General features: G+C 59.4%; 24 protein-coding genes and 14 tRNA genes. 28 read left to right on the forward strand and 10 right to left on the reverse strand.

From position 1 onward, the window contains the following. Window positions 1-67: 67 nt before the first annotated feature. The 4 genes from BM337_RS08605 to BM337_RS08620 form a co-directional block, all read right to left on the reverse strand. The gene (locus BM337_RS08605; protein WP_089817151.1) at window positions 68-295 is read right to left on the reverse strand and encodes a hypothetical protein; all 228 of its coding nucleotides are present in this window, start codon (window positions 293-295) and stop codon (window positions 68-70) included. Window positions 296-422: 127 nt separating this feature from the next. Then, the gene (locus BM337_RS08610) at window positions 423-752 is read right to left on the reverse strand and encodes a DUF7437 domain-containing protein (protein ID WP_089816010.1); all 330 of its coding nucleotides are present in this window, start codon (window positions 750-752) and stop codon (window positions 423-425) included. A gap of 755 nt (window positions 753-1,507) precedes the next feature. Next, window positions 1,508-1,819: a DUF7344 domain-containing protein gene (locus BM337_RS20520; protein ID WP_143117672.1), complete on the reverse strand. Its 312-nt coding sequence runs from the start codon at window positions 1,817-1,819 to the stop codon at window positions 1,508-1,510. A gap of 107 nt (window positions 1,820-1,926) precedes the next feature. After that, window positions 1,927-2,589: a helix-turn-helix domain-containing protein gene (locus BM337_RS08620; RefSeq protein WP_089816015.1), complete on the reverse strand. Its 663-nt coding sequence runs from the start codon at window positions 2,587-2,589 to the stop codon at window positions 1,927-1,929. Window positions 2,590-3,073: 484 nt separating this feature from the next. Here BM337_RS08620 and BM337_RS08625 point away from each other — a divergent pair, with 484 nt between their 5' ends. Continuing rightward, the gene (locus BM337_RS08625; RefSeq protein WP_177227366.1) at window positions 3,074-4,312 is read left to right on the forward strand and encodes an alpha/beta hydrolase; all 1,239 of its coding nucleotides are present in this window, start codon (window positions 3,074-3,076) and stop codon (window positions 4,310-4,312) included. A 372-nt stretch (window positions 4,313-4,684) separates the two neighbouring features. Here BM337_RS08625 and BM337_RS08630 read toward each other — a convergent pair whose 3' ends face one another. The 3 genes from BM337_RS08630 to BM337_RS08635 form a co-directional block, all read right to left on the reverse strand. Next, entirely contained in the window at window positions 4,685-5,119 is a 435-nt protein-coding gene (locus tag BM337_RS08630) for a DUF5518 domain-containing protein (RefSeq protein ID WP_089816019.1), read from the reverse strand. A gap of 101 nt (window positions 5,120-5,220) precedes the next feature. Next, window positions 5,221-5,391, reverse strand: coding sequence for a DUF6735 family protein (locus BM337_RS21825; protein ID WP_342713960.1), 171 nt, complete (start codon window positions 5,389-5,391; stop codon window positions 5,221-5,223). 96 nt (window positions 5,392-5,487) lie between these two features. Then, window positions 5,488-6,618: a sensor histidine kinase gene (locus tag BM337_RS08635; protein ID WP_089816021.1), complete on the reverse strand. Its 1,131-nt coding sequence runs from the start codon at window positions 6,616-6,618 to the stop codon at window positions 5,488-5,490. 244 nt (window positions 6,619-6,862) lie between these two features. Between BM337_RS08635 and BM337_RS08640 the strand changes: the two genes are divergently transcribed. The 4 genes from BM337_RS08640 (at window position 6,863) to BM337_RS21065 (ending at window position 8,636) form a co-directional block, all read left to right on the forward strand. Then, window positions 6,863-7,186, forward strand: a complete 324-nt coding sequence (locus BM337_RS08640; protein ID WP_245778629.1) for a hypothetical protein — start codon at window positions 6,863-6,865, stop codon at window positions 7,184-7,186. Continuing rightward, the gene (locus tag BM337_RS21735; RefSeq protein WP_281244893.1) at window positions 7,179-7,304 is read left to right on the forward strand and encodes a hypothetical protein; all 126 of its coding nucleotides are present in this window, start codon (window positions 7,179-7,181) and stop codon (window positions 7,302-7,304) included. Before BM337_RS08640 ends, BM337_RS21735 begins: the two co-directional genes overlap by 8 nt. 9 nt (window positions 7,305-7,313) lie before the next feature. Next, window positions 7,314-7,490 (forward strand): hypothetical protein, encoded by a 177-nt coding sequence (locus BM337_RS08645; RefSeq protein WP_177227331.1) that lies wholly within the window; start codon window positions 7,314-7,316, stop codon window positions 7,488-7,490. Window positions 7,491-8,549: 1,059 nt separating this feature from the next. Next, a tRNA-Ser gene (locus BM337_RS21065) sits at window positions 8,550-8,636 on the forward strand. 40 nt (window positions 8,637-8,676) lie between these two features. On the opposite strand, the gene BM337_RS21875 is transcribed toward BM337_RS21065, so the two are convergent. Then, entirely contained in the window at window positions 8,677-9,057 is a 381-nt protein-coding gene (locus BM337_RS21875; protein WP_394327763.1) for a transposase, read from the reverse strand. Continuing rightward, window positions 8,972-9,742, reverse strand: coding sequence for an IS630 family transposase (locus tag BM337_RS08660; protein ID WP_089816030.1), 771 nt, complete (start codon window positions 9,740-9,742; stop codon window positions 8,972-8,974). The genes BM337_RS21875 and BM337_RS08660 overlap by 86 nt, the downstream gene beginning before the upstream one ends. Window positions 9,743-9,870: 128 nt before the next feature. Here BM337_RS08660 and BM337_RS21070 point away from each other — a divergent pair. The 15 genes from BM337_RS21070 (at window position 9,871) to BM337_RS08730 (ending at window position 14,555) form a co-directional block, all read left to right on the forward strand. Continuing rightward, window positions 9,871-9,952, forward strand: a tRNA-Ser gene (locus BM337_RS21070). Between the two features lie 2 nt (window positions 9,953-9,954). After that, window positions 9,955-10,041 (forward strand) — tRNA-Ser (locus BM337_RS08665). A gap of 2 nt (window positions 10,042-10,043) precedes the next feature. Continuing rightward, window positions 10,044-10,125, forward strand: a tRNA-Leu gene (locus BM337_RS08670). 4 nt (window positions 10,126-10,129) lie between these two features. Beyond that, window positions 10,130-10,213 (forward strand) — tRNA-Leu (locus tag BM337_RS08675). 96 nt (window positions 10,214-10,309) lie between these two features. Then, window positions 10,310-10,392, forward strand: a tRNA-Leu gene (locus tag BM337_RS08680). Window positions 10,393-10,684: 292 nt separating this feature from the next. Then, window positions 10,685-10,756, forward strand: a tRNA-Tyr gene (locus tag BM337_RS08685). Between the two features lie 122 nt (window positions 10,757-10,878). After that, window positions 10,879-10,951: transfer RNA gene (locus BM337_RS08690), tRNA-Glu, on the forward strand. 3 nt (window positions 10,952-10,954) lie between these two features. Next, window positions 10,955-11,027: transfer RNA gene (locus BM337_RS21075), tRNA-Val, on the forward strand. Window positions 11,028-11,106: 79 nt separating this feature from the next. After that, window positions 11,107-11,177, forward strand: a tRNA-Val gene (locus BM337_RS08695). A 148-nt stretch (window positions 11,178-11,325) separates the two neighbouring features. Further along, window positions 11,326-11,398 (forward strand) — tRNA-Lys (locus BM337_RS08705). Window positions 11,399-11,463: 65 nt separating this feature from the next. Beyond that, window positions 11,464-11,536, forward strand: a tRNA-Glu gene (locus BM337_RS08710). A gap of 723 nt (window positions 11,537-12,259) precedes the next feature. After that, window positions 12,260-12,334, forward strand: a tRNA-Arg gene (locus BM337_RS08715). Window positions 12,335-12,585: 251 nt separating this feature from the next. Further along, window positions 12,586-14,109: a TROVE domain-containing protein gene (locus BM337_RS08720; RefSeq protein ID WP_089816032.1), complete on the forward strand. Its 1,524-nt coding sequence runs from the start codon at window positions 12,586-12,588 to the stop codon at window positions 14,107-14,109. A 27-nt stretch (window positions 14,110-14,136) separates the two neighbouring features. Then, window positions 14,137-14,211, forward strand: a tRNA-Gly gene (locus tag BM337_RS08725). A 59-nt stretch (window positions 14,212-14,270) separates the two neighbouring features. Then, window positions 14,271-14,555 (forward strand): hypothetical protein, encoded by a 285-nt coding sequence (locus tag BM337_RS08730; RefSeq protein ID WP_089816034.1) that lies wholly within the window; start codon window positions 14,271-14,273, stop codon window positions 14,553-14,555. Window positions 14,556-14,913: 358 nt separating this feature from the next. Here BM337_RS08730 and BM337_RS08735 read toward each other — a convergent pair whose 3' ends face one another. Further along, on the reverse strand, window positions 14,914-15,216 hold the full coding sequence (locus BM337_RS08735; RefSeq protein WP_218155541.1) for a DUF8065 family protein: 303 nt from the start codon (window positions 15,214-15,216) through the stop codon (window positions 14,914-14,916). 427 nt (window positions 15,217-15,643) lie between these two features. On the opposite strand from BM337_RS08735, the gene BM337_RS08740 reads away from it, so the two are divergent. The 8 genes from BM337_RS08740 to BM337_RS08775 all read left to right on the forward strand — a co-directional run bounded on the left by BM337_RS08740 (window position 15,644) and on the right by BM337_RS08775 (window position 25,980). After that, complete coding sequence (locus BM337_RS08740; RefSeq protein ID WP_089816037.1) at window positions 15,644-16,537, forward strand: DUF8172 family protein; 894 nt, start codon at window positions 15,644-15,646, stop codon at window positions 16,535-16,537. Between the two features lie 494 nt (window positions 16,538-17,031). Further along, a complete protein-coding gene (locus tag BM337_RS08745) occupies window positions 17,032-18,054 on the forward strand; it encodes a DUF7961 domain-containing protein (protein ID WP_089816039.1) in 1,023 nt (340 codons plus the stop codon). Window positions 18,055-18,733: 679 nt separating this feature from the next. Further along, a complete protein-coding gene (locus tag BM337_RS08750) occupies window positions 18,734-19,141 on the forward strand; it encodes a DUF7985 family protein (protein WP_089817152.1) in 408 nt (135 codons plus the stop codon). Window positions 19,142-19,463: 322 nt separating this feature from the next. Then, the gene (locus BM337_RS08755; protein WP_218155543.1) at window positions 19,464-20,879 is read left to right on the forward strand and encodes a DUF8186 domain-containing protein; all 1,416 of its coding nucleotides are present in this window, start codon (window positions 19,464-19,466) and stop codon (window positions 20,877-20,879) included. After that, entirely contained in the window at window positions 20,876-21,688 is an 813-nt protein-coding gene (locus BM337_RS08760; RefSeq protein WP_089816041.1) for a hypothetical protein, read from the forward strand. Before BM337_RS08755 ends, BM337_RS08760 begins: the two co-directional genes overlap by 4 nt. Then, window positions 21,685-22,827 carry a TrbL/VirB6 family protein gene (locus tag BM337_RS08765; protein ID WP_218155544.1) on the forward strand — a complete coding sequence of 381 codons (1,143 nt, stop codon included), beginning with the start codon at window positions 21,685-21,687 and terminating at the stop codon, window positions 22,825-22,827. The genes BM337_RS08760 and BM337_RS08765 overlap by 4 nt, the downstream gene beginning before the upstream one ends. Before the next feature lie 2 nt (window positions 22,828-22,829). Beyond that, window positions 22,830-23,948, forward strand: coding sequence for a TraC-like domain-containing protein (locus tag BM337_RS08770; protein WP_089816042.1), 1,119 nt, complete (start codon window positions 22,830-22,832; stop codon window positions 23,946-23,948). After that, entirely contained in the window at window positions 23,941-25,980 is a 2,040-nt protein-coding gene (locus BM337_RS08775) for a VirB4 family type IV secretion system protein (protein WP_218155545.1), read from the forward strand. Before BM337_RS08770 ends, BM337_RS08775 begins: the two co-directional genes overlap by 8 nt. The last annotated feature ends 13 nt before the right edge of the window (window positions 25,981-25,993 follow it).

Raw genomic sequence — 25,993 nt, forward strand, 5'->3', positions numbered from 1 at the left:
TCCATACCGATATTCCATCTCCAGTCCTCTGCCATCGCCTGCGCGGCCCAACTTTCCCGTCGCGTCGTTACTGTCGACCTTCAGAGACGGAGTCACGGCTCTCCAGGATTCGAGAGGATTCAGGGGATCGCCACGAACGAGGGACGTAGCCGTGTGTCTCGATCACGTCGGCGTAGCCCTGAAGCAGACCGACGAGGACGAGTTCGGGAATGTCGTCCGCTGCCTGGGCGGCGAGCCAGTGTTCGAGTGACTGTGCAACCTGTTCGAACTGCTCGTCGTCGAGGTCAGTCGTCATACGGAGTTTCGGGCGATGCCAGTGCAGGCTCGCCTGCACCCTTCGCAGGCGAGAGAAACTGACGTCAGAACGGTCGCGAAAACACGTAATGATCAGTGGTGGGAAACAGCGACCTCGTCACCCTCGATCACTCTAGCGACGACTCGTCGACCGCGGCGTCGAACGCTTCGAGGTGGGGCTCGTCCGACAGCGCTGGTTCGACAGACAGCACAATATCCCGGAGTTCCTGGAGGATGGTCTCCGCCTCAAGAACTGGAATGCCTTCCTCACGGGCCATCACACGTGCCGAAGTCCGCGAACGAACGTAATCACGGGCGTACTCGACGGCCGTTGCGAGGCCAGCGACGCCGTTTCGATCACGATAGAGGCGAATGTTCTCGTTGGACTTGGTCCGGGCGAGTGCGATCAGCAACGTCGGCGAGATCTGGTCTGTGTCACTCCCGTGCTCGAACGTCATCTCGATCTCCTGTATTATTCAGCTATTGACTTCCCTCAAACTAAAAGCTAGAGTCTCGTCGTTGGGTACAACGTTTCAGGGCCTGTTCTTCTAAGGTTCCCTCGATAGTGCCGAGAATTTGCTCTGCAGTCCGACCGATGCTGCCGATTCGAACGTGGATGACGTCCGTACCAGTATCCTTCCGAGGCCGAGAAAAGCTTACAATTTCATCATCGAAAGATGTCTGCATGCCTTCCATTTCGTCCCGTCCATCTGTGGGTGGTATCCTCCTGTTGGTACTGGTGAGTCTCGGTATAGAGTGGGCAACTCGACGCAGTACACTCTATCTTGACCACGAATTCTCGTTCGGTACCATTACCACGAGCGGCAGTGAGAGCATCGTGCTCGCGGTACCTCCCAGCATACTTTTCTTCCTCGGTGGATGCGCTTTCTTCTTCGCTTTTATACTCACAGAATCCTGGCAATCCATCGAGTGAGCATTCGGGATCGGACTGCGAACCTGAAACTCCCACCGCTCGGGATTCCTCCGTGATGACGCGGAGGAGCATGTCAATCGCTGATGAAACGCGCCGTGGGACGACCTGTAAACGACGGCCCCTCTGTTTCGACGTGTTTCTCTTTCTGTCAGTTCACGATGCCTTCCGCGTCCAGTTCTTCCGACGGGAAGTCGCGGAGCGCCAAGCGGAGTCTCGCGATGGCCTCATTGCCCGAGGGTGGGTCAGCATGCGGCACGTCAGTGGAGGTATCGATCACAGTCATGCTTCTGTCGGGAAGAGTTCCGAGCTATCTGTGAACCCGACCGCGTCGAAGGACTCTGAAAGGTTCACTGTCTCGTTTCGCGGGTCGTACTGGACGAGGCCGAACTCTTCCAGTTTCGGAACGTGGTTGTGATACAACGTCAGGTGGATCTTCTTCACCTCCTCGGGATCGACTTCGGATTTTGGAGCCTCCATTTCCAGGTGGGCAACGTCCGCGGCCAGATCAGCGAGTGCCAGCGGTTTCTCTGTGTCTCGCAGACAACGGAGGATGGAGCGGCGCCGTGAATGCGAGAGACACTCGTACAGCATAGAGATTTGCTCTTGCGTCTGTCGGGAAGTAGTCATCATCGATCCTATCGGTTCTTTCAGCAAGTTTCACAGGGTTGTATGCACCACCCAACTATGGATTGGCTCAGTTATTCGTCGTCGGGATGACTCACCGTCAGCGCGTTCGTAATCAGGCCTTTGTGTCCATTATGCAATCGTTTTGAAACCGCTTGCTGGGATATCCCCAGTTCGGTCGCCACGTCACTCATCGAACTCTTCTGGGGAAGGTCGTAATAGCCCAGATCGAGTGCCGTAACGAGCGTTTCCCGTTGCTTCGGCGTCAGGCCGTACTGGACGCTCGCCATCGGCTGTTTCTGTTCGTACAGGCGGCTGAGTTCGAATCGGATGCCGTTTTCCTCGCAGTAGTCCTGGAATTGCGAGACTTTCTTTCGGTTGTCGAACCGCAACTGGAGTTCCCATTGCTCGTCTCGCCCCGTCGCCTGGAGTATCGTCGCACCGATGTCCACGTACGCGTAGATGAGCGACTCGACGTTCTCCGTCCACTCGGCGCGGTAGAGGACGCTGCCTTCGATCCTGTCGACGAGTGTCGTATTCGCGACCGAGGAATCGTTCCGGAACGCATCCTCAAAGTCGGCTTGATCACCGCCGCTCACCCAGAAATACGGCATGATCTTGTCTTCCATCGTGGCGACGACGCGCTCGATCTCGACGACCATGTCCGGTGCGGTGGTCAACGCGTGGTGGAGGGCGAAGTCCTCGGACGGGACTGTGAACTCGGCGATAGTACTCATTGGCAAATATGTTCGACCGCTAACTAAAAGTCTCCGTCGAAACGGTCGGTGACTGTTTGTGTATCACCAGTATTGGCCGATAGATGGTCTCAGCCAGCCATCTATCGACGATTCTAGCGAATCCAACGATTCGATAAAATTTAGTGTGAAATGCCCGCATAGTAAGTACGCGTCTTTCCCCGTTTCGATGGAACAACTTCTCCTTCCTATCGTTCGAACCACGTCAAACTTGACGAGTTAGTCCCAAAATAGGACAATCTTTAATGCAATTTGACTGTAAAATGTGGATCGCATGCAAGGGAATGGTGACGAAAGCGAAGCGAACGGGCCTTCTACTCGGCGAACGTTCCTCGGAGCCCTCAGTGCGGCAGGAGTGTTCGGTTTGGCCCAGACGCCGGCTTCGGCGACAGGCAACCCGCGATCGGCTGCTCCACCGCGAGGTGATACGGACATCCCGTCGCTCGAGCCGACGAACGTCGAGCGGGTGAGCGAGTTGAGTGACCGGCTCCTGGAGTTCTCCTTCGAGAATCCACTCGTCGACCCGCCGCTCGAAACTGCGAACGTCCGGGTGTTACTCCCGGAGGGGTACGACGAGACAGACGAGACGTATCCGACGATTTACTTGCTCCACGGTGGTGGGAACTCGGCCGCGGCCTGGTCCGACCCGGACCTTAGCCCCGGCGAGATAGGCCCCGGCCCGGTACAGAACTACGTCGACGAGGACGTCGTCGTCGTCATGCCCGACGGGGGTGAAAACGGCTGGTACACTGACTGGTACAACGACGGTGACTTTGGCGCGCCGATGTGGGAGACGTTCCACGTCCACCAGCTCATCCCGTGGGCGGAGGACCGATTCCGACTCCGGTCGGAGCGAGGCGGCCGCGTCGTCGCTGGCCTCTCGATGGGGAGCGCCGGCGCGTTGCAGTACGCCGCTCGGTATCCCGACACGTTCGCCGGCGTGTACGCGTTTTCCGGTGGCCCGTTCCCGATCGAGCAGTTCCCGTCTGGCTCGACGTTCGTCGACGCCTATGGCGACCCGTCCGAACAGGAGACCAGGGTCCGCGGCCTCAATCCGAACGAGCTGACCGAGAACTATCGAAATCTCCGGCTCTACATGGCAGTCGGCAAGGCCGAGGGCGCAAGTGGGCCCGCTGCCGAAATCGAAGCGATAGCGTACGAGAACTTCCTGACATTCGTGGAGAACCTGGACGAGACCGGGATCGACTACACGTTCGACGTCTTCCCCGAGGGCGTCCACGACTGGCCCTACTGGCAAACGTACCTCAAGGGGGTTCTGCCGGATATGATGGACGTCTTCGCGAGCGAGCCAGTCGATCCCAGCGGTTTCACCCACGAGACGATACTGCGGAACGTCGACATCTGGGACTGGCAGATCGACCGGGCGGACACAAACCGGCAAACCGCGGAATTTCTCAGACTCGAAGACGTGACGTCGGACGGGCTGACGATCACTGGTCGCGGGAAGACGGTCGTCACGACGCCCGGCGACTACGAGTCCGGCCAGAAGTATCGGATCGATCGAGACGACGGCGCTGCGACCGTGCGACCGAGGATGGTCCGGGCCGACGAGGATGGCTCTCTCACCTTCACCGTTCACCTCGGTCCCGCGGCCGAAACGGGTAGCGACGTCGCCAATCAGCCCGAATCCGCGACGATCTCGATCGAACCGTTCGAGTGTGGTCGTTCGAACGGCCACGAATAAGGTCGGGCGCACCGATCTATCGTCTTACGGCTGGTGGAACCTGTGGTTTCTGTGTCCACTGCGGCCGGCTGCTAATCGCGCGTGCTCAGCTGGAATGTGGGAAGTCGACCGCCCCCGCACCCCTTCAGGGGCCGATACAATGCCGTCGTCGGAGCAGGGCTGAAAGATGGTGAGCGGGCCAGTTAGGCGGCTCTAGCAAGTCTACGGCCGAAACCTACGGCTCAGATGAACTTCGTTGTAGTCGTATACTGGGTCTGTCGGAATCGGTTTCTCCACTCTGCAACCAGTGGCCAGGTACCGATTCCACGGAAATGCGTCACGCCCCTTTCGCTACGTCCGTCCCTGTCTCGGGGAACTAGGAGACAGTCGTTCTCAGGTCTGGACTGTCGATGAAGCAGGTCCCGAACCGAGCTGCTGTGAGAGCCAGTTTCCTAGCGCTGCACTCAACGCACCTGCCAGGGCAACGAGCAATACTCCAATCGTGACTGCTGCGAGCAGCAGAACCGTCTGAACCACTCCGAACCACAGTGGCTGGTCGAACGTGGGAATCACAGCGCCGACAGTGGCAATGTTCCAGACGACGGGCAGCGAGGCAACCAGTCCTGTTCGAAGCCCCACCCGGTGCGCCATCTTCCTCCCGTCGACCGTCAGCACTCCTCCGATGAGTCCTGCCCAGAGGATGATGTTGTAGTCGAGTACCCCTGTCTCCGGAGCGTTGTTCAGTACGTACGCCGCTGAACCGAGGCCAGCGGGAAGGGCGTAAGCCCATGGATGGTCTGTTACGAAATTTCGGAGGGCACCAATCATATGGGTCAGTTGTCACAACGTCGATTCCTGGCATAAATGTGTGTGGTAGTCGATCACCGATGCGTCACCAGACGACGGCCGCCATCAATGGGACCTGATAGCTACTCGGTCGCTCGATGGACGTGGATCTCCGCGTCGTCGTGCACCCAGGCCTCGAGCTTCTCGATCATGTAGGTTCGTGCCTCATTCTCGTCGAAGACGTCCATGTCGAGCATGTCTCGCGTGATCGATTTCAATGCGCGAAGCCGACCACGAAAGACACCATCGTTCACATCTGAGGACTGTACGGGATGCGAGAAACGGCGACACCAACCCAATTCGTCACTAGAAGGTGGATTGCGTTTTCGGAAGGCAAATTGCGACTCCCCTCACTCGTGGTGGGGCTTCGAAACGGGAAACCGAAGCTCGAACGTCGTCCCCGCCTCGCCCGTCTCTATGAGGTCGATCGTCCCTCCATAACTCAGTGTGAGTTCTTTCACGAGGTGGAGACCGAGCCCATGGTCACCGATATCGGGCCGGGAAAACAACGTCTCCAGTTCGTCTTCGGGAATGCCACCGCCATTGTCCTGAATTACGACGCGTACAGACTCGTCACGCACCTCGGCGTCAACGGTAAGCACTAATCCTGACAAATTGTTGTGTTGCACAGCGTTTCCGAGGAGATTGCTCAAGATTCGGCCGAATACCTCGTCCGCCTCGATGTAGATATCGTCCGACACATCTGCCGCTACACTCACACCAGGATGTCGTTCTTCGGTCTTGGCGATTTCAGCTCGAATACTCTGAGAGAGGTTTACTGGTTCTAATTGCCGGTCGGCCTGAATGGTGCTGAGTAACGACCGCACTTCCTGAATGACGGTCGTCACTTCCTCTCCCTGTCGAAGAATTCGCTGCAATCGCTCGTCGGTCGGTTCGATCGGCTCGTCGGACTCGCGTAATAGCGATGCATTGCCGACGATAACCTGCGTCGAATTGAGCACTTCGTGGCGCAGGATACCGTTCATCTGGTCGACCAGGTCCCGCTGTTTTGCCATGTGTTCTGCGCGGAGCGTTTGCCGTTCCGCTGTCAGGGTGGTGAAGATAGAACGGGAGTGAGAGATTCCGAGCACGAGACCGACGGCGAGCCCTAACGTCAGGGCCCACCGGATCCAGTTCGTCACGACCCAGAGAGAGTCCGTCGGAAAGAAGGTCATCAGCCCGATGTTGAAGACGAGAAATCCAACCCCTCCAAGAATCCAGTACAGACCGATCCTCCGATGGTGTTCGACGGGGATCTCACTCGTTCGGAGCCACTGGCCGCCCCAGATCAACCCGAGGCAGGAGGGGACGATGGTAACGTGCCCGACGATGTACCGTGCCTGGAAAATCGTCGAAGAGCCAGATGTAAAGAGAACGACTGGTTCGAGTATCGACCACAAGAGAAGCAGGAACCCACTGGCACTGATAATCGTTGCCAGTAGAGTCTCAGATGTTTGGTTTTCCCAGTACTTGCCTTTCACTACCAATCTACTTGCATCTCGCAAGTAAATGGTTGGTGAGTGATTATCTGATTTGAGAATTGGCGTCGGTGAGAAACGGAAGATCCCTCTGGTGAGCAGCACCTCGTGTGTGGGACACCAGAGGAAACCCTGATGAGATTGTGTAGCACGAACGGACACCTCGAATCCGCCATTCCATTACGTCGAATTTTGGAATATTCTATGCGGCATGAGATACTATATCGGGGTAGACACGGAGGAACGGATGAGTCACAACGAGAGCAAGCACGTCCAGACGGAGTTGAGCGAGGACGAGTACGAACGGTTCCGAACGTTTGCAGAGGAACACGGCCTCTCCCTCGAAGAGGCCGGCCACGAGTCCGTGCTCGAGTGGATCGAACGCCAGCAGCAGGCCGATCCCAACGACCGGGCGTTTACCGTCCTCGACGAACTCGACTCGGATCGAGCCCGGAGACAGCACCGACGGACGCACGGACCGAGGACGACCTCGTCGACGAATGGCACGGGAGTGACGAGGCCTTCACGCTCGCCGACGACCCATCCTCCCAGACCTGATTCAGATGGCTGAGGCAGTCGAGACGCCGAACGGGACGGACACTGCGGAGCACTTTCGACCTGGTGGGATCCGCCACCAGGTCCTCGTCGGCCCGAAGTTCCTGTACGCCCTGTTCAATCCACAGGACTAGATGCACGTGGTGTCCCGGGCATTCATACACCTCGTGCGCGACGGCGAACTTCCGTATCGCCGGCTCGTCGTCAACGACCACATCGTCGACGAGGCCGCAACACGGCTCGAGAAACAGGCCTCGATGTCGAACGCGGTAACTACGCTCCCCTACCGTGCCCCCGATGGGTTAACTGTCCACGACTGACCGACGCGTGCCGCTGGTCCGTACTCGGGATGCTCACGAATAGACGGACCGTCCGATACCGTGGTTGTCGATGGATCCCAGGACGAACGTCGTGCGTTTGTGTACCATACCCTGGCTAATTTTAATATTCCACCCGCCGGGGGTGTAACTGAAGTCTTCGACACGACGAAGCAGGTGACTCCGATGACAAACGCTCGCCACAAACCGCGGACGGCCAGTTTGCCCCTGCCCGTAGCCGCGGGTCGCGTTCTCGGCGAGCTTCTACGTTCCCAGGACGCGGAGTCCCCGGATATCGACGGCTGGTCTGGTGAACGTCGCAAATCAGAATACGTCTACCAGGCCGGCAATGTCCGGTTACATCTGCCCGCATAACTCGGCCCCCACGCGGACTACCCGCCCGGGGTTGGGGAACACGGGCTCGCCGCCAGACCTCACCCAACCACAGTTCTGTCACTCTGGCACGGGCTGACTGGCCAGGGGAGGCCGCGGCGTTTGACCAGTTCGCTCGTGAGAATCGTGCGAACACGTAGCTCCTGACGCCAACGAGGCGTTCTGAGCTACGGCTACGCATTCGCCATCCACGACCAGCGACGGCTGTGCGCACCGATGGAACGGAGTTCCATCGAGACTCGCGAACGCCTCGCGTTCGCTCACAAGCCCTGGAGCCTCCGGGGGACTGCCGTGCTGGCGTGCCGACGTGGTGTAGTCCGGAAGACGGCGTCGATGCCTTCCGGCCGTAGCGAACACTTCGCGTTCGCTCAGTCCCAGCGTCGGCGTTCGACGGGAATACTCATCGAGGCAGGCACTATCCTGCCGGTTCGGCTCGTGCCGTTCCGGCAGTACTGGGCCCGGAAGGGTCTGTAACCTGCATGGTCCGATGTGGTATTCCCGACCGCTTCGGCGGTCGAAGTACGCCCCCACGCGACGGGAGAGTCTGCGAGCAATCGTTGCGCTCCCCTCGCGTACGCAGACGTATAGACATACAACCAACTTTGGGTCGATGGTCCAGCGGTCCACGATCCGTGCCTTGGATGCACGGGATCCTCGTCGACCCATCGAGCCGCGACTGGGTATCGGTGAACCCAACAGCCTGCTACGCTGTAGCCGGTTTCTCTCGGCATCCCGGTTCGAATCCGGGTTGCGGCGTCCCGCTGAGCGACAGCGAAGTGGTTCGAGAGAGCTTTAGTTACAGACACAACTTTTGAACGTCGAGGAAGCGGTCCATCCACGATTCGGCGAAGCTGAGTCGTTCAGCGATGGTTTCGAAACGGTCGACGATGAGACGGTGCCAGGTTTCGAGATCTGACGCTTCACGCGGTGAGAGGTCGCGCTTCAACGTTTTCCAGACCTGCTCGATTGGGTTTAAGTCGGGAGCGTAGCGCGGGAGCCGCACCCGGCGAATGTCGAGCCGATCTGCAACGTTGTCGACATAGTCAGCAAAATGAGACGAAAAGTTGTCGCAGATCAGAATGATTGGCCGGTCAGGGTTCTTCTCGCGGATCAGATCGAAAAAACTCCCCGACGGATTCTTTGGAGACGTCCGATTTGCATTCGGCGACACTCTCACCGTTGAGTGCGTAAAACCCGAGCGTCGGATCGTCGGTAGTTGCCGTCGGCGTTTCTTTACAAATCGTCGGCGAGCCGAAGGCCCAGAGTCGCTGACGGTTTTCCGTCGGTTGCGGCCAGGCTTCGTCGAGGAACCCGACGACGTAGCCGCCGTCCGGGACGGGTTCGTCGTTATGGAGTTCGTCGATCGCGTCCTGTAACCGTTCGGAGAGACGCTCTTCGGCGTCGTCCGGCCGGTCCGGATCTCGTGGCCGTGGTTTGGCGAAGTTCATTCCAAAATTACTGAGTAGTCGGTGAACGTGACGATCTGAATAGGTAACTCCAAACGCTTCTTCGATGAGCGTTTTGACCTCGCGCTTGGTCCACGGCTGGTCGGCTTCAAGCACGGATTTCAATTCGTCACGCTGTTCGTCGGAAAGCTTTGGCGGTCGACCGCCGCCAAAATCAGGGTCGAGACCGCCGATTCCGGCCTCGTTCCAACGATCCGCCCAGCGACCGGCGGTCGGTCGTGAGACACCGACGCGCCGTCCGGCCTCTTTTAAAGAATCGCCTTCGTAGAGATTCCTGATCAGGCACAAGCGCCGCACACGGCGTGGTTTTCCGGCTTCCTGAGCGTCATCGATCGCGGCGTCTAACTCGTCGGGCGAGAGGTGGCGTTCAACAGATTTGCGTCGATCGCCCGGCATACGTCAGTTTTCGAACGCTAGAGGTTCAAGGGTTTCGGCGGATACTATCGCTCTCTCGTCATCCCGAAAATCTTCGATTTTCGGACGACGGGGCTCGGAAGACGAGCGAAGCGAGTCTTCCTGAGCGAGGTGAGACAGGCAGACGGGTGACTGCGCTCGATTCGAAATCGAGAGCCGCGAGGCTTCTGGGTTCGACTCCCAGTCTCACCGTCGGCGGGATTCCCCTAGCCTGGCCAAGGGGCCGTGCTGGAACCACGGTGCCCGCACAGGGCACGGGCGTTCGAATCGCCCTTCCGCCGTTTCCGCGGTAGCCAAGTGGCCGAAGGCGGCGAGCTTAAGACTCGCTACGTAGGCATTCGAGGGTTCGAATCCCTCCCGCGGAACTGCACCGCCATGCCCGAGTGGCCCAAGGGGCACGGCTGAGGGCCGTGTGTGCGAAGGCACGCCCAGGTTCGACTCCTGGTGGCGGTATGCCGAGCGAAAGCGAGGCACACCTCGGAAGACGAGCGGAGCGAGTCTTCCGGCGGCATGCCGGCACATCACCGGCTTCGGAATCATCCCCTCTGCGTCGCCGTACTCAAGTGGTCAACGAGATGTGGCTCAGAACCACTGGCGTAGGTCCTACCCAGGTTCGAATCCTGGCGGCGACATTCGCACCGGCCGGTGCGCTGGAGTCACAACCAGCCACCTTCGATGGTGTCAGTACCGGAGAGATAGACGGCTGACAACGGTCGGTGCGTCCCTGTCGAATCGACCCCCTCACCAGCAGACTGGGTCGAGTGGGAGGGATACTTCGTCTGACACTTACAGACGGCGAGCGAGAGCTCCCAGTCCCGAGGGTGAGATGCCTCGGTGTAAGCCGGTGGAGCAATCCGTCGGCCAAACAACCCCCTCCCACGGTTTTCCCCAGTTCCAGTGAGGAGCGATGCTCTCGCATAGTTACTTCCCGTGGTCCAGTGGCCACGACGCCTCCCTGTAGAGGAGGAGACGCACGTTCAAATCGTGCCGGGGAGACTCGGCGCACACGCGTGCGCCAACTGGTATTGGATCAATCACGCCCTGTCGATACTAGATCGACTCCGCGAAGCGATTCGGTCCTCTCGCCGATGACCCCCGAAGTGGGCGAGGCTTGCAGTGCTCCTGTGGAGTAGTGGCCAAACTCACGGCCCTCTCAAGGCCGAGCCTCCGGTTCAAATCCGGACTGGAGCATGCTGGCAGGCGGTCCAGTGGAGTGGACGCGCCGCTGACTTCGGCGAGAGCGCAGGTTCGAGTCCTGCCCTGCCAATTTGGGTATGTAACTCTGGTGGTAGAGAGTCCGCTAATAGCGAAGTCGTCGAAGGTTCGAGTCCTCTCGCACCCATTCTGGACGCATGGTCCAAGGGCAGGACACCGCCCTCACAAGGCGGTAGTCGAGGTTCGAGTCCTCGTGCGTCCACTTGGACGGCACACACCGTCCAGCGTAGAGGCGCTATAGCCGAGAGAATCTCCACTTCTCTCATTCACAGATGCGCTAGTAGTCGGGTTTGGTCAGGACGCCGGCCTTCCAAGGCGGAAGCCCAGGTTCAACACCAGCCTAGATCAGTGGGCCTGGAGCCTATGAGGACAGGCACGCGGCTTTTAACCGCACGATAGCGGGTTCGAATCCCGTCGGGCCCTTCGAGTCGCGGTGGCAGAGTAGTTGAGCAATCTTCGCTGTCCAGCGGCAAGACGACTGCAGGAGTGCTCCCTTGGTGTAACTGGACAACACGCGGGCCTTTCGAGCCCGAACGCCGGGTTCGATTCCCGGAGGGAGTATTGGTGGAACGATGGCGAACCTTGGAGCAACCGGCTAGAACAGCTAGCGAATCCAAGTTCGGACATCGTTCCACCGAGTCTTCGAGGCGGTCCTTCGCCAGGATGTCGTCGAGGTGGCGAGATACTTCGTTTCCACTCTGGACACGGCCAGGCCAAGTCGGCCTGCGCCCTCGCCGCCAACTTTCCGGCGTCCTTGCGAACGATCGACCTGGCAGAACGCTGTAGCACGGTACGCTGACGGCGTCCTGATCGCCGCTGGACACGACCCAACTGGGTGGTCGTCGAGACGGAGCGTTCCTTCTATCAGGCATCTCAGTGGGTTCAAGTCCCATCGGTAGGCCGTCCGGTCTCTCGTTATGTCCGGACAAAGGGGTCAGTCCCTGACACCGGACACCGCTCCGTCGGTTTTCCGGCCACCCTTCACTCATCCACGGCGACCGTCGAGTCGGAGCGATACTCCAGTGGTCAACGCGGGTTCGAATCCCGCCGGGAGGCCGAACGGCCTGCTGTATCGTCCAGACAAAAGGAACGCCCCGACAATGGACACCGCTCTGGCGATTTTCCGGTCGCCGACATTCATCAACCAGGTGGCCGTCCATCTGGAGCGATACTTCGCCTGTGGAGCGAGAGATCTGGGTTCGAATCCCGGGAGCGGACCGACCGCTCTGGTGTAACTTGGTAGCACGCTATCGTTCGCTCCAGTAATTTTCCGGCCACCGTCCTGTCCCCGTAGCTCAGCCAGGACAGAGCACTGGCCTTCGAAGCCAGGTGTCGCACGTTCGAATCGTGCCGGGGACGTGTGCTGCGAGCGATAGCGAGCAGTCGAGTCCCACCAGGATTCGAACCCTGGAAGTCGCAGTCCCGGAACGGCGCTCTGCGCCGCATGCCCGGAACGTCTTCCTCTGGTTCGAATTCCGGAAGACGGCGACGCCGTCTTCCGGCCTTCGCGAAGCTTCTGCTTCGCTCAGTCCTGCCGGGGACGTCTACCGCTCACGAATGCCGTGAGCGGCCACCCTTCGGGGTCGCCTCTTGCGGCCCCGGTGATAGCAATGCGATTCAACGACACCACACAGACGGTCGCGGAGGCGACGCGAACCACCAACCACGAGGGCGGTGAAGCGTTCGACCCCGCCGACCCACGACTCGCCCTGTACAAGCGCACGATCAACCAGCTGCTGGAGGACTCGTATTACGAGGACGACGAGGAGCACCTCGATGCAGTCGTCGAACGGTTCGACGCGGCCGCGGACGAGGATCCCGAGTTCGTCCTGCAGCTCGCCGCCTACGCGCGCCAGGAGCTGTACCTGCGGGACGTTCCGCAGCTCCTGCTCGTGCTCGCCGCGAACGACGACCGGTTCAAGGACGACTCCGACGAGTCGCTGATCCGCGAGTGGGCGCCCGCCATCGTCCAGCGGATGGACGAGACGGCGACGGCGCTGGCCGTCCACGACGAACTGTTCGGCGGGACGGCACCGTGGCCGCTCCGGCGTGGGATCGAGGACGCCCTCGTCGGGATGGCCGACGCGTACACGCTCGGCAAGTACGAGCTCTCGCGGCACGAGGTCACGCTCCGGGACGTGTTCAACCGCGTCCACCCGACGCCCGTCGACGAGGAACAGGAAGTCCTGTTCGAGCGGTTCATGCGCGGTGATCTGGACGACTATCCGGACGTCGAGGCGCTGCCGTCGCCGAAGACCTGGGAGACGGTCGTCTCCGAGCGTGGGAACACGCAGGAGGCCTGGGAGACGCTAATCGAGGACGACGAGTACTCGCTGCCGATCTTCGCGTCGATCCGGAACCTGCGGAACATGCTCGAGACCGGCGTCGACGAGGAAGTCATCGTCGACCACCTCGACCTGGAGGCGGTGCGCCAGGCGCCGCTGTACCCGTTCCGGTACTACCAGGCCTACGAGGCCCTCCAGGATGCCGGGATCGACGCGCCCGACGTCGAGCGGTGGCTGGAGCAGGCCATCGACGTCTCCGTCGAGCACGTCCCCGACGGCCTCGGCGACACGTTCGTCGGCGTCGACCTCTCCGGGTCGATGGACATGGTGCTCTCGGAGCACAGCACGCTCCGGTACAAGGAGATCGGGGCGCTGTTCGGTGCGGTGCTGGCCGACCAGGGCGCCCGGGTCGGTGGGTTCGGTGACGACTTCCGCGAGGTGTCGATGCACGTCGACACGCCGATTCTCCAGCGCCAGGACGCCGTGCTCGGTATCGACGACGACGTCGGGAACTCGACGAACGGCTGGAAGGTACTGGAGTCCCTCCGCGAGGAGGCCATCGCCGTCGAGCGAGTCGTCCTGTTCACGGACATGCAGATCTGGGACTCGACGTACTTCGGAACCGACCGGACGGTTCGCGAGGAGTTCGAGGTGTACCGTGACGAGGTCGCCCCCGACGCGTCGCTGTACATGATCGACCTGGCGTCGTACGGCGACCTCGTGACCCCCGAGGGGTACGAGGGCGTCTACAACGTCTCGGGCTGGTCCGAGAACGTCCTCGAGTTCATCGAGCACGCGGAAGACACGACGCAGATCATCGACGAAATCGGTGCCGTCGAACCGACCTGAACGAGATCTCTTTCTTCGATTCGTCGCGCGTGAGTAGTGTAGCCTGGCCCATCACGCGGCCCTGCCACGGCCGAGACGAGCGTTCGAATCGCTCCTCGCGCATCCGAAGCGTCACTCGTCGGCTCTGTCCACGAACCCCGCTTCACTGGAGGTGAAACCACATGGCAATTTCCCACGATCGCACTGACTCGACAGCGACAGCTATCGTCTCGGTCCGGATCCCCAGCAGCGGGGACGACCTCACCACGGACGCGGAAAATCGTCTCGCCCGGACAGACGGCGTCGTGAGTGTCGCCGTCGACGGGTTGCGCGGACTCGAACCGGGGCTCTCGGCGACTGTCGTGACCGTCGAGGTGACGATAACGCTCCGCACAGACGTTGCCAGGGGTGAATTGCGAGAGCGGCTCGCTGCCGCCCCTGGCGTCGAGAACGTTAGCGTCCCGTAATCTGCCAGTCGAGGTCAACTCACGAAAGAGGAACGAAGAGGTGTAACAGTAGTCCTGGAGCGAGCGAAACCGACAGGACGCTTAGTTGTGCTCTTCAGAACCGGTCTTATCTACTGTTCCCATCGCGATATATTGCTCCTTGTTGGCGCGGATATGCTCGCGAATGACCGCAAGTGTCTCCTGGTCCATCTTACCAGTCCATAGAACGTGCCGTTATGTAGAACGTTTCCAACGCCATCACAGGCAATCGTATGATTGTAGAGTCTCGACGATTCGTGGACAGAGAGACGTGTTGGCAACGGCGATGAGCGCATCAGTGTCTGCAATTTCCGGATTCGTCCGTCGTCCCACCCACGTGCTAGCCCTGGAAAACGCCCTCAGTGTCGAGTTCAGTAGCCTCTTCGAATGCCTCTCGTTCCCGTTCAATCTCCTCGAGGCCGTCGCCGATGAGGATCTCTGCGACCGCCTCTGAAAGTTCACCTTGCTGATCTCGCCGATGGAGCGTGATTTTCTCTTCGTCTGAGAGGGTTTCCCGGAGCTTCTCCTGGAGCCCCCGTCGAGCAAGCTCGCTGGTGTTGATTCCACCGAGGCGCATCTGGTCGAGAACGTGGCTCGCACGTTTCTCTGCTGCCCCCCGGAACTGGATCTTGTCGTTCTCCATCCCTATCGTACCTTCCCATACTTACTCCATAGACATAGATGTTGTAACATGGCCTTCAGGTCGTGGCAACACTATCGTTCATCGGAGGAGAACATCTTTAGTATGCTTCCCAGGCAGGTGGCACCCCGACGAGTAGACAAGTAAAATTAGACGTCGGAATATTGCATTGCAAGTCTCACGGCAAGCCCCAATTCCAATCCTCGTATGAAATTTTGAATCACTCAGGAGCGCAGAGGGGAAACGGAAATAACCCCAATTTAGAGTCCTGGGCGTCTGTCTTCTGGAAGGTCGGTGTATTTCCGTACAACGGAGTTAGTAGTGGGAGACGAGTTCCTTCCGCGATGAATATCCCAACGGCTAGTATTGACCCTCACGCGATTTTCCGAGAGATACATGTTGAGGGGGCAACTATCCCGCTTAAAGCAAAATGGTCCACCGAATCGTCCACCAACACCATCCCCACGATATCCAGTATTCCTTGGAGGACGTAGCAACAGAAGCCTCGGCATTCGTCGACGACCTCACCGACGATTTGGAAGATTGCAAAGTCATCGGGTATCCGCTTCCCGCCGGGGAAGCATGGGTCCTGTATTCGCGTGGAACCTCTGGAACTGCTGAAGATATCTCTGCATCACTTGCTGCGGATGAAATGGGGGATACGCTATCGGAGATGGACTCGACGAGCAGAGTGATCGCTATTTGGCTGCTCAATTTCTTCGCCGAAATGCAAACCGAGGAGCGTGAATTAGGGAACTCACTCTCGATTTACAAGGAGCTTGAAATCGAGCGGGTTCCAGAGGCTGTCAACCAGATCGATTGGGACGGTTCGGTAACCGATGTTGCTGGACGCCTCATGTCGAATCTCGTCCTTCGTCACTCCCTCCCTAACGCGAACCATCGCACTGGGATCACGATGGCCCAGGCGTATCTCGAGGCCGCCGGCGCGAATTTCGAAATGCCATCGACGACAACTGAAGAGTACGAATGGAGAGCCTGGGTCCGGCCCTACATTCTCGAGTCAAAACGGATTCTGACCGTCCGCCGCCACAATCTGTACTTCAACACGCTTGCTGAGTTGGGATGTGAAGTCGTTCGTAGAAAGCATGATATCGATATTCCACTCACGGAATACGATTTGGATATGCACCATCACGAAGCCTGGACCGTCTATGCACAGATGCACGAAGAACATTGCATCGGTCTTGTCGAAGACATTGCTGCTCGTGGAGGGAGTTCTGAGCTTATCGACCGAGCAGCGCTCTCTGAGCAGGACTTCGTAGAGTTTCTACAGAATGAGAACGCCGATGGCAACGAGAAATAATCAGTCCTGGAGATGCGCGTTTGAGCGGGCGAGCTCACGAAGCCGCTCATTTTCTGGAATGTCGTACCGTTCATTGAGACATTGAACGGCTTCTCGAAGAGTCATCGTAGAAGAAACTAGGGATCGTACGCAAATAAACCTTCCCAACACCAGCTTCACTCCTGTTGTTTCCGCTGGAGTGATTCGTCGTCATCGAGAATTGATTGTCTCCTTGAAATGAGACTATCTATCGAGTTCCATTTGTATCATCACCGTTGTGAAACAGTGACAACAGACGTCGGTCGTAATAGTCAACGCCTGTTGAAGCGGCATCCTCACGCACTCACCCGGTGGTTCGAGGTACTCTGGGTCATGAATAATCGCGTGTCCTGTTACGTACGGCCATTCAGCCCCTGCGCCCCCGACCGAATTGTGCCTCTGTATTACTGTTTAGCTTTCTTTCGAGGACAGATCTCTGGTAAAGGTACTTGGTCGTGGTATAGAAAGCCCAGCCAATGTATCGGTTCACACCCGATGAAATCGATCACGAACGCGCTCACCACCAGGCAGTTATTCAGGGCGTCGACGACCTGGACGTCAAGCGGATCGGCAATCTCGGTGAGCTTGCGTTCGAGCAGTTCTGTCGCGAATACCTGCCCGTGGAGATGTGGGAGTGGAAGAACGAGGAGGCCATCAGGCGATGTAACCCCGAGAGCTTCTCCGGGCACGACTTCGAGGTGTTCGGATACAAGGTGGACGTGAAGTCGTCACGGGACGTTTCGGCGTTCTTGCCCGAGTCGCTCGTCGAGCGCGATCCAGACGACGACATTGTCGTGATGGTCTGGCATCGAGACAACGAGGACAGTCTCATGCTGCTCGGCTGGGAGCGCCTCGAGACGCTCAAGTCGAAGGTCGAATCGGAAGCCGAATACTCGGGTGAGGCACCGGCGAAACTCGACCATCTCGCAGCCCGTCCGATGAACGAGCTGATCGATCTCGGTCCGAATACCGCCCACATGAACCAGAAGCCAGAGAACCCGTTCAGTCCGGGTGACCGGGTGATGAAGGCTGGTGACGACGATCCCTCGGTCGGTGTCGTCGTAGAGGTGATGCCGCCGGAGAAGAACATCGGGGCCTACGGCCAGTCGATAGACGGTGAAGCAGTGAAAGTCGCATTCCCGAGCGCGCTCGATAACGGGCCTGCAGAGTGGCGGGAATACCACCCAGCGATTCTGGCGTCGTACTGCGACGACCAGGACATCAAACTCTGGACGTACAAGCACGAGAACCTGGCGTTCGCACCGAACCCATACGCGCCCGGGGACCGGGTGTTCAAGACCAGCCACGACGATCCGAACACGGCTATCGTCGTCGAGTGCTCAGCCGAGGCCATCGGTGATCAAGTTACGGTTGCGTACCTGGGAGACTTCGAGGAGGAGAGCATTTGGCCGGGAAAGTTAGCCGAACACTGTGCGGAGAATGGAATCAAATGCTACACGTACGAGCACGCTGAACTCGAATTTGTCGAGTCAATGTAGCAGGTATACGGTTCTACACCTACGAAGGCAGCTTAATCTTCACTAGTGTGGAAAAACACGTCCTCGTCGTCGCTGGACTGTGGAGAGGCGGTGTAATTGTGATTAGTCCAGATGGGATAGTCAAAACTAGTGCAAACGGGGCGGTGGGAGAGACAAGATGTCCAGGCCAGGGATACCAGACCACCGCCCTGTATGGGGCCGGCCGGTAACTGAATCGATACCGGCACTGGCAGATAGTTGGGACTGAATAAAGATCCAGAACATGGTTTCCAGATTGTGGAAATATGGCTTCCAATCTGGACCGAGGTCTCCCCAGAGTCCGACACACTGATCTGTTCGTCCGATTTCAGTCCCTGGAATGGTCAGGTGAATTGTGGCCTCCCTCCCGGAATATTCGCATAATATCTCGTTAAAAGTAATATAGAAACTACATATACATATCCGATAGTGTCGATGAGTTGAATGATGGCAGTAGGTGGGAAAGAGACTGACGGTGTCGTCCCTGGAGTTCCGTTGCAGCGAAACCGTACTGGTCTTGCGTCCGAGGGCGGCACTCAGCGGGTTCGTGACCGGATCAGGGTACAGTCTGTTTGGCCGATTGGTCGCGTCCGCGTGACTAATCGTGGCTGTCCGACTTCACCTGCCGACTGCTCAGGTCTACATTCGAATGGAAATAACGATGAAATCTAATTCTGACACAGCAAACCAAGAGGGTATCGAACAGCCGAACCGACGTGTGGGGCGTCGAGCGCTCTTCACGATCGTCGCCGTCTCGCTGATCGCCGCCGAACCGGCGCTGGCCCAGACCAGTGCCGTCTGTGAGGCAGACGGTCTTCCGGAGGTCATATCCGAGTTCTTCCAGCTGACGACCGGCATCGGCGTCATCGGCGCCGTCGCCGTCTGGCAAGGCGATTCACTCCTCGAGATGTTCACGGTGAGCCCGGACCAGCGCGAGCGACTGAAACGGCACAAGCGCGTCGCGCTGAAGTCCGTCGTCATCCTGCTGGGGCTGGGCCCGCTGTACACTGTCGCCGGGTCGATGATGGGCCTCCCACTCGCGGAGTGTGTCGACCTTGTCCCGTGGTAAGCCCGCGAGCGCGCAGTCCATTCACGCGGTCGCCATACTTGGCGTCGCGTTTTGCGTAGTCGGGAGTCTCCTCGCGACGACAGGGAGTGGTGCTCGACCACCAGCGACGCCAGACCCAGACGATAGTCCGCTGACCGCGAACGAGACGGCGACGCTCTGGTCGAAAGCTGGCGACGAGTGTCGACTCGACGAGACGGCAAACCGGTCGATGCAGGAACTATCGCGGTGTACCGACGTCACGTTCAAGGAACCACCAGATACCGCAGCAACGTGGACGCGGTCGGATTTCACGGACCTGTCTCCGGGTGACCGGTCGACGTCCGTGCATCCGCCCGACGCAGAGTTGACGGACAATCAATCGATCGTCGACGCGCACGCCAGCCTCTTCGCGGTCCAGCCGTCGACCCGTCTCCACCGGGAGCCCGGTGACGCGACGCTGTACGTCGCACCGGAAGGGACCGTTCGGGGGCTCGTCGACTACCGGGTTCGGTTACCGGGCAATCGGTCGGTAGGGAATCGCTCGGTCGAGTGGGGGGTCGCCGACCAGGGTGTGACAGAGGTTCGACTCCTGGCTGGCGACGACGTCGTCGCGAGGGCCGACGGGAGCCAGACGCCCGTCGTCGACTACGCGCTCGAGGACAGTGGGTCGACGACGCTGACACTCGAAGCCGACATCGAGGTCCAGCTCCAGGGAGAGGCCTCGGTTGGTGAAGGAAGTGCGGAGCGAAGCGGGTCGATAGCGCGGACCGACACGGTGACCGTCACCGACTCAATCGACGTGTCCGTCTACGACCTCGGCGCCTACAGCTACGAGGCGACGTACCCTAACGGCGATACCGGGCTGGCGATTCACCAGACCGCGCCGTGGCACGGGTTCGCCCTCGGTGGTGACGACGACGGACGCGTCCGGGGCGTCTGGCGATACTACACCGCCCGGGACACCGGCTGGGACGTCCTCAACGCTTCGTCCGCTGGAGGAACGACACAACGTGCTTCGGAGGCACTCCCCGTGTACGTGCACGCGTATCCCGCGCACGTCGGACCACGCGCTGAACCGATCCGTGATGGGCCGACGCTCGTCGATACGTGGGGCACTGGTCACGGATCGCCCGCCCCCTCGATGCACGAGAACGTCACCGTCGGGGTCGTCGACGGACCGTACAACCGAACCGACGGGCTGGCCGTGCGCCACGAGGATATCGACGCCGACGACATCGTCGTCAGTGGTATCGTCCGCAACGTCACGGCCAGGCCCAGCACGTTCGTCGGGCAGGAAACCCGGACGATCCGTCGGAGCAACCTCACAATCGAACGGATCGATACCGATGGTGATTCCGCGACACTCCGGATCGAACTTCGAGACGAAACGACGGGGGCCCCTATCGTCCTCGACAACCCCATCCTGGAGGAGCGCTCGGCCACGCCGATCGGGGTCCAACCCCGCGACGGGTACATCACCGTTGCTAATCAGCGCGTCCGAACGAACACTTCCGGGGTTGCCGTCGTTACGGTGGACGAACCGGGGTCGTACACGGCGACCTACGAACCGGAGTCCTGGCGAGCGAACGACCCTGCCTACGTGGGCGACAGCGACAGCGTCTCGTGGCATCCCCTGTGGGAACTCTCTGAGTGGCTCCGGCTGCTCTATCACGGGGCCGTCGCGTTGGCTCCGTTCCTCGTCGCACTGTACGCAGGGTATCGAATCAGCGCGTTTCTGCAGATCGACCAACATCCATGAGAGATAGTACTGACTCGATCGACCGACGTACTGCCATTCGAACACTCCTCGCGAGTAGCGCGATAGCTCTCGCAGGCTGTAACGATTCGAGCAGCATCGCACAGTCGAACCCGCTCACGAACGTCAGCGTAACCGACACGACGCTCGTCGTGGAGTTCGACGCCGACGCATCGATAGACGAGATAACTGTGATCCAGCCCGATGGCGAAGCGTTCGCCAGTCGGTCCGTCACGTCGGGGTCCTCGAAGGTGACTATCGACATCGGGACGCAGTACTCGCCAGGTGAGTACACCGTTCACGCCCTGGACGGCGAGGAGACGACCGGCGAGCGAACGCTCACCCTCAGTCCGGACGTCCAGATTACTGACCTCAAACTCGGGCGTAATCATCCAGACGAGATGTACGAGGATGCTAACGTCCTGGCTGTCCAAGCAGAGACTATTTTGACGGTTGAAAACACTGGTACAGGACCTAATTCGGTTACACAGTTATTGTTCGAAGGTGACGTTCCCCAGCCGACAAACAAAGATACAGACAAGAGCTGGATATACGACACGTCGTCCGGTGTCGGCGGAGATGTCGACAGAATCGTGATTCCACCAGGAGAATCAACTACGATTTACAGCACATCACGTCCGTTCACAGCAGCGAGTTCGAACGTATCGTGTAGTTCAGACGGAGAAGAGGGACAATTTACAGCAATCGTTCGCCTTGAAATCGGGAAGACGCTTCGGCAGCAGTATGACGTGGAATATACTGGTCAGGAATTGGTCGACTGCAACATTACAGTATCCGGCGCCGAGCAATGATGGATGTCTCACTCGTTGACGTTGGGATCGAGTGGTTCAAAGATATAATCGAAGCCGTAACGCGATGGTTCCAACAAGGGTTAGGTGATGGATATAGTGCCCTGACAAACGAACTCTTTGGCACACCAACCCCGGAGACCGATGGCCCATTCGTCTTCGGATCGCCGACGAATGAACCCTGGGTTGGGATTCACGACGCGCTCGTTGCTGGGGAGATAACAGCACTCTCGCTCCTGCTGCTGGTTGTTTGTGTCCAGGCACGACACACCATCTCGATCTTCAACCTCGGAACGACGTACGAGGCACGACGGACGAAGAAGGTCGCCTGGGCCGGCGCCTTCCTCATTTTCGCCTGGTACTGGATAGCCGCTGTCTCTCTGTACGTAGTAGATGCCCTCACAATTGCTCTAATACCAGAGCTAGGAGTATTGCTGAACGCGATGGTTGACTTCTTCGCTACCCCGATACCGAACCCTGTACTCGGACTCCTGATGGCTGGTATCGGCGGGTTCGCGATGTGGGTGCTCCAGGCGCTACTCTTCATCCGCGACGTCCTCCTGTTCGTCTTCATCTACGGGATGCCGATAGGGTTCGCGCTGGTGTACGGCAATCTCCCGGTCCTCTCGCGGATCGCGAAGTCGGTCTGCATGCGGTTCGTCCCACTCCTGATCATGCCAGTTCCGATAGCGCTCATCTTCTCCGGCTACGAGCTGGTGTTCCACGAGGGGACAAGCGCCACACTCGCACCGGGAGTCATCTTCCTCCAGCACTTCGTTGCTGTCTCGCTTCCCGTGCTATCAGTCATCGTCGTCTGGAAACTGTTCCAGTACGCCTCGCCACTCGCGACAAGCGCTGCTGGGACGGCCGCTAGGGCGACGTTCAAAGTCGGCGCTATCCTCGGGGCAGGGTACCTCGCAGGACCAAAGGTCGCAGGAACGGCGGCACGCTGGGGACCGAAAGTCGCCGCTGGGCAGGCCTTCGCACAACGGGTGGGTAATACGTCCAACGGGGAATCCCCGAAGTCTGAAAGTGCGAAGCCTGCTGGTGGAACGAAACAAGACTCGGTCGCGACGGACGCCTACGGGCAACAGGGCGTCGCGACCTATCGACGCACAGAGAACGATCCGGGGTACTACTGACGATGGCAGAAGACACAGAGCCCCAGCGACGAGTCATGAACGTCGTCGGCGAAGAGAGCCGTGTGCCAGTGCTCAACGTCCGCGAGGGAGACCTGCTGGTCATCGTTGGATTCCCGTTTGCGGGGTTCATGCTGGCCGCCACAATCGGCATTGACCTTCTCATCGTGCTGCTCTCTTTCTGCGGCCTCGTCATCGGAAGCACCGTACTGTTCGCGTCACCGGATCACATGACCGGGACGAGGTCGCTCGCAATTGCCTACCGGTATTACTGCAAGCGTCCACGGACGACCTACAGCGTTCCCGCCAGTCTCTCGGCCGAGGCCACCGAGGAGGCGAGAACCGCTTGTGACGGTGGCCTCGCCGACTACACGCCCTTCACGCCCGACGAACGAACGCAGGATCTGACGAACATCGAACGAGCGTGGCCAGGAACCGGTGCGGTACAGCGTTCGGACGGTGCGATGGAGCAGTTCATCGAACTCGATCCTGACAACATGGATTTCGCGATGTCCGGTGACTGGGCCGGGCTCCAGTCCATCGGCGAGTCCTTCGCCAACAACGAACTCGACTTTCGCCTGACGATGCACACGACCACACGCCCATTCCCGGCAGATCAATTGGTGGACAAGATCGACGACCGCCTCGACGACGACGACGTTTCGGACCGGCCAACGTTCGAGGCACTCCTCGAAGAGTACCGCGAATCACGTCCCGAGGATATCGAAGGGACCCAACAGTTGCACTACTATCTCGGCGTCGAGGTCGCCCCTTACGACGTCTACGAGCGAAACAGCGCGGAACCGACGCCCGCCGAGAAGCTCGCGAGACTCCCCGTGGTCGGCCTGCTGTTCACGCCGTTCGTCACCAGACGCGAACAGCTCACGGAGGCCGAACTCCGTGGGCGAATGCTCGAAGCACTCGACGAGCGATTGCGAACAGTCGAACGGGAACTCGTCAGTACGGCAAGCGACTGGTCGTCGCGTCGGCTCAGCACGGTAGAGGTGTTCGCGCTGGCAGTGGAGTTCTGGAACGGGACGACTGTGGATGAGGAGACGGCCGAATCGATGGTCCGGGAACGATCCGTCGTCGACAGCACACCACGGGAGGACGCCGATGTATAGTGGTTCGATCCGTCCGTGGCTGGAGTTCCCGACGCTCCAGCTCGGCGTCCCTGCGAGTGATCTCTCACTGCAAGCCGTCGCCGGGATTGGCATCGGTACGCTCCTGCTCGGTGTGGGCCTCGGCGTTGCCTGGCAACGTTGGCGACCGAGCGGGGACGACGAGGTCGACCTCTCACAGTTCGTCGACGAGCGTCTCTTCGAGGAGCCCGAGACAGCTGAACGAGTCCTCGACGACGTCGCCGACCGTCACCAGGACGTCATCGCTCCAACTGCTATCGAGTGGGATACGCGGACTGCCCGCATCGGCGACCGGTGGACCACGACACTATACATCGCCGACTGGCCGGATTACCCGAGTGATGGCTACCTGAGCGAACTGTTCTCGCTCACCGACGTCACGTTCGACTGCACGGTACACATCCAGCCCAAACAGCAGGAACGAGCGCGGACCGAACTCCAGCGCCGCGCCGAGGACCTCCAGGTCGACGCCGACATCGACCGCAGCCTCCGCAGCTCGTACCTTCAGAAACGGGCGAACGAGGCGAGTGCGACGTACACGGCCGTCGAGAACGGCCAGCAGGTGTTCTCACAGGCGATGTACATCACCGTCCGGGCCGAGACAGAAAGTAAATTGGAGACTGCCACCGAAGCGGTCCGGAGTCGGGTGAAGGAATCGCCCGCCGAACTCACGCCGAAGACGGCGATCTGCAAACAGGACCTGGCACTCCAGTCCGCCGCACCGATCGGACGGAATCCGTTCGGCCGGGACGCCATCGCACTGGGTGGTGCCGTCGGCGCGGTGCTTGCGTCGCCTCACAACCCGACGATTCTCGAAGCTGACGGCGTCGAGTTCGGCGTCCACCGGAACACCGACAGTCCCATCGTGATCGACCCGTTCGCCCGGGAGAACGGGTATGCGATGTTCACCATCGGCGACCCGGGATCGGGGAAGAGCTTCGGCGCCAAGCAAAACTTCGTCCGGTCGATCGCCCAGTCCGAGGATCGTATCGGGATCATCCTCGAACCGCTGAGTAACTGGGCCGGCGTCGCCGACGCCCTCGACGCCAGGCGAATCACCGTCGGTGGCAATATGGGCCTGAACCCGCTGGAGATCAAACCGACGCCAGACCACGTCCAGCAGCAACTCGGCGAGGACGCGAGCCCGTTCAAGGAGAAGAAAGACAGCGTGCTGAGTTTCCTGACGAACTACTTCGCGCTTCGCGGCGTGAATCTCGGTGATAGGCGTACGACGCTCGAACTCGCCCTCGACAGAGCCTACCGGGAGCAGGGAATTACCGAGGATATCGGGACGCACAGCAACGAGAGTCCGACCATGCGTGACGTGCTGGACGTGCTCGACGAGATGGTCGGCGACCCCGAGTCGTACGTGCTCCGGACCAACGAAGAGACTGACAAGCTCGTTACCGACGCGACGTGGTTGATCGACCAGCTCCGCCCGTTTGCCGAGGGTGGCCGGTACGAGAACCTCGGCCGCCCCACGGAGTTCGACATCCGTGACGAGCAGGTGATCTATCTCGACTTGGCTCAACAGGAAGGGAGCGTCGGCGACTCCACGAATCTCTTGATGCAGTTGTTGATCTCGCTGGTCTACGAACGCGCGAAAGAGACGGACCAGGAAGTGGTGTTCTATATTGATGAGTCTCGGTACTTATTAAGAGATTCCGCTAATCTCGCCTTCTTCGAGACGATCTTCCGCCATCACCGTCATTACGACTTATCGATCCGCCTGATAACTCAGACCGTCGATGAGTTCTTTGAACATTCAGAAGCCGAGATGATCCTTGATCAATGCGCGATCAAACAATTTCATCGCCTTGATGGTATGGACGAAGATTGGGCTAATGAGTTTGGAATGAACTACGCTCAGATGCGATTCGTCCAAAATGCTATTCCCGGGAACGACCGGGCTGGCTACTCAGAGGCACTCGTAAGCGTTGACGGGAAATGGCGTGGTATAGACATCCATGCCCTTCCCCAGGAACGTAACGTCATTGAGAACGATGCACAATAAGCTGAAAGCGCCA

Source organism: Halomicrobium zhouii, assembly GCF_900114435.1.
GTDB classification, from domain to species: domain Archaea; phylum Halobacteriota; class Halobacteria; order Halobacteriales; family Haloarculaceae; genus Halomicrobium; species Halomicrobium zhouii.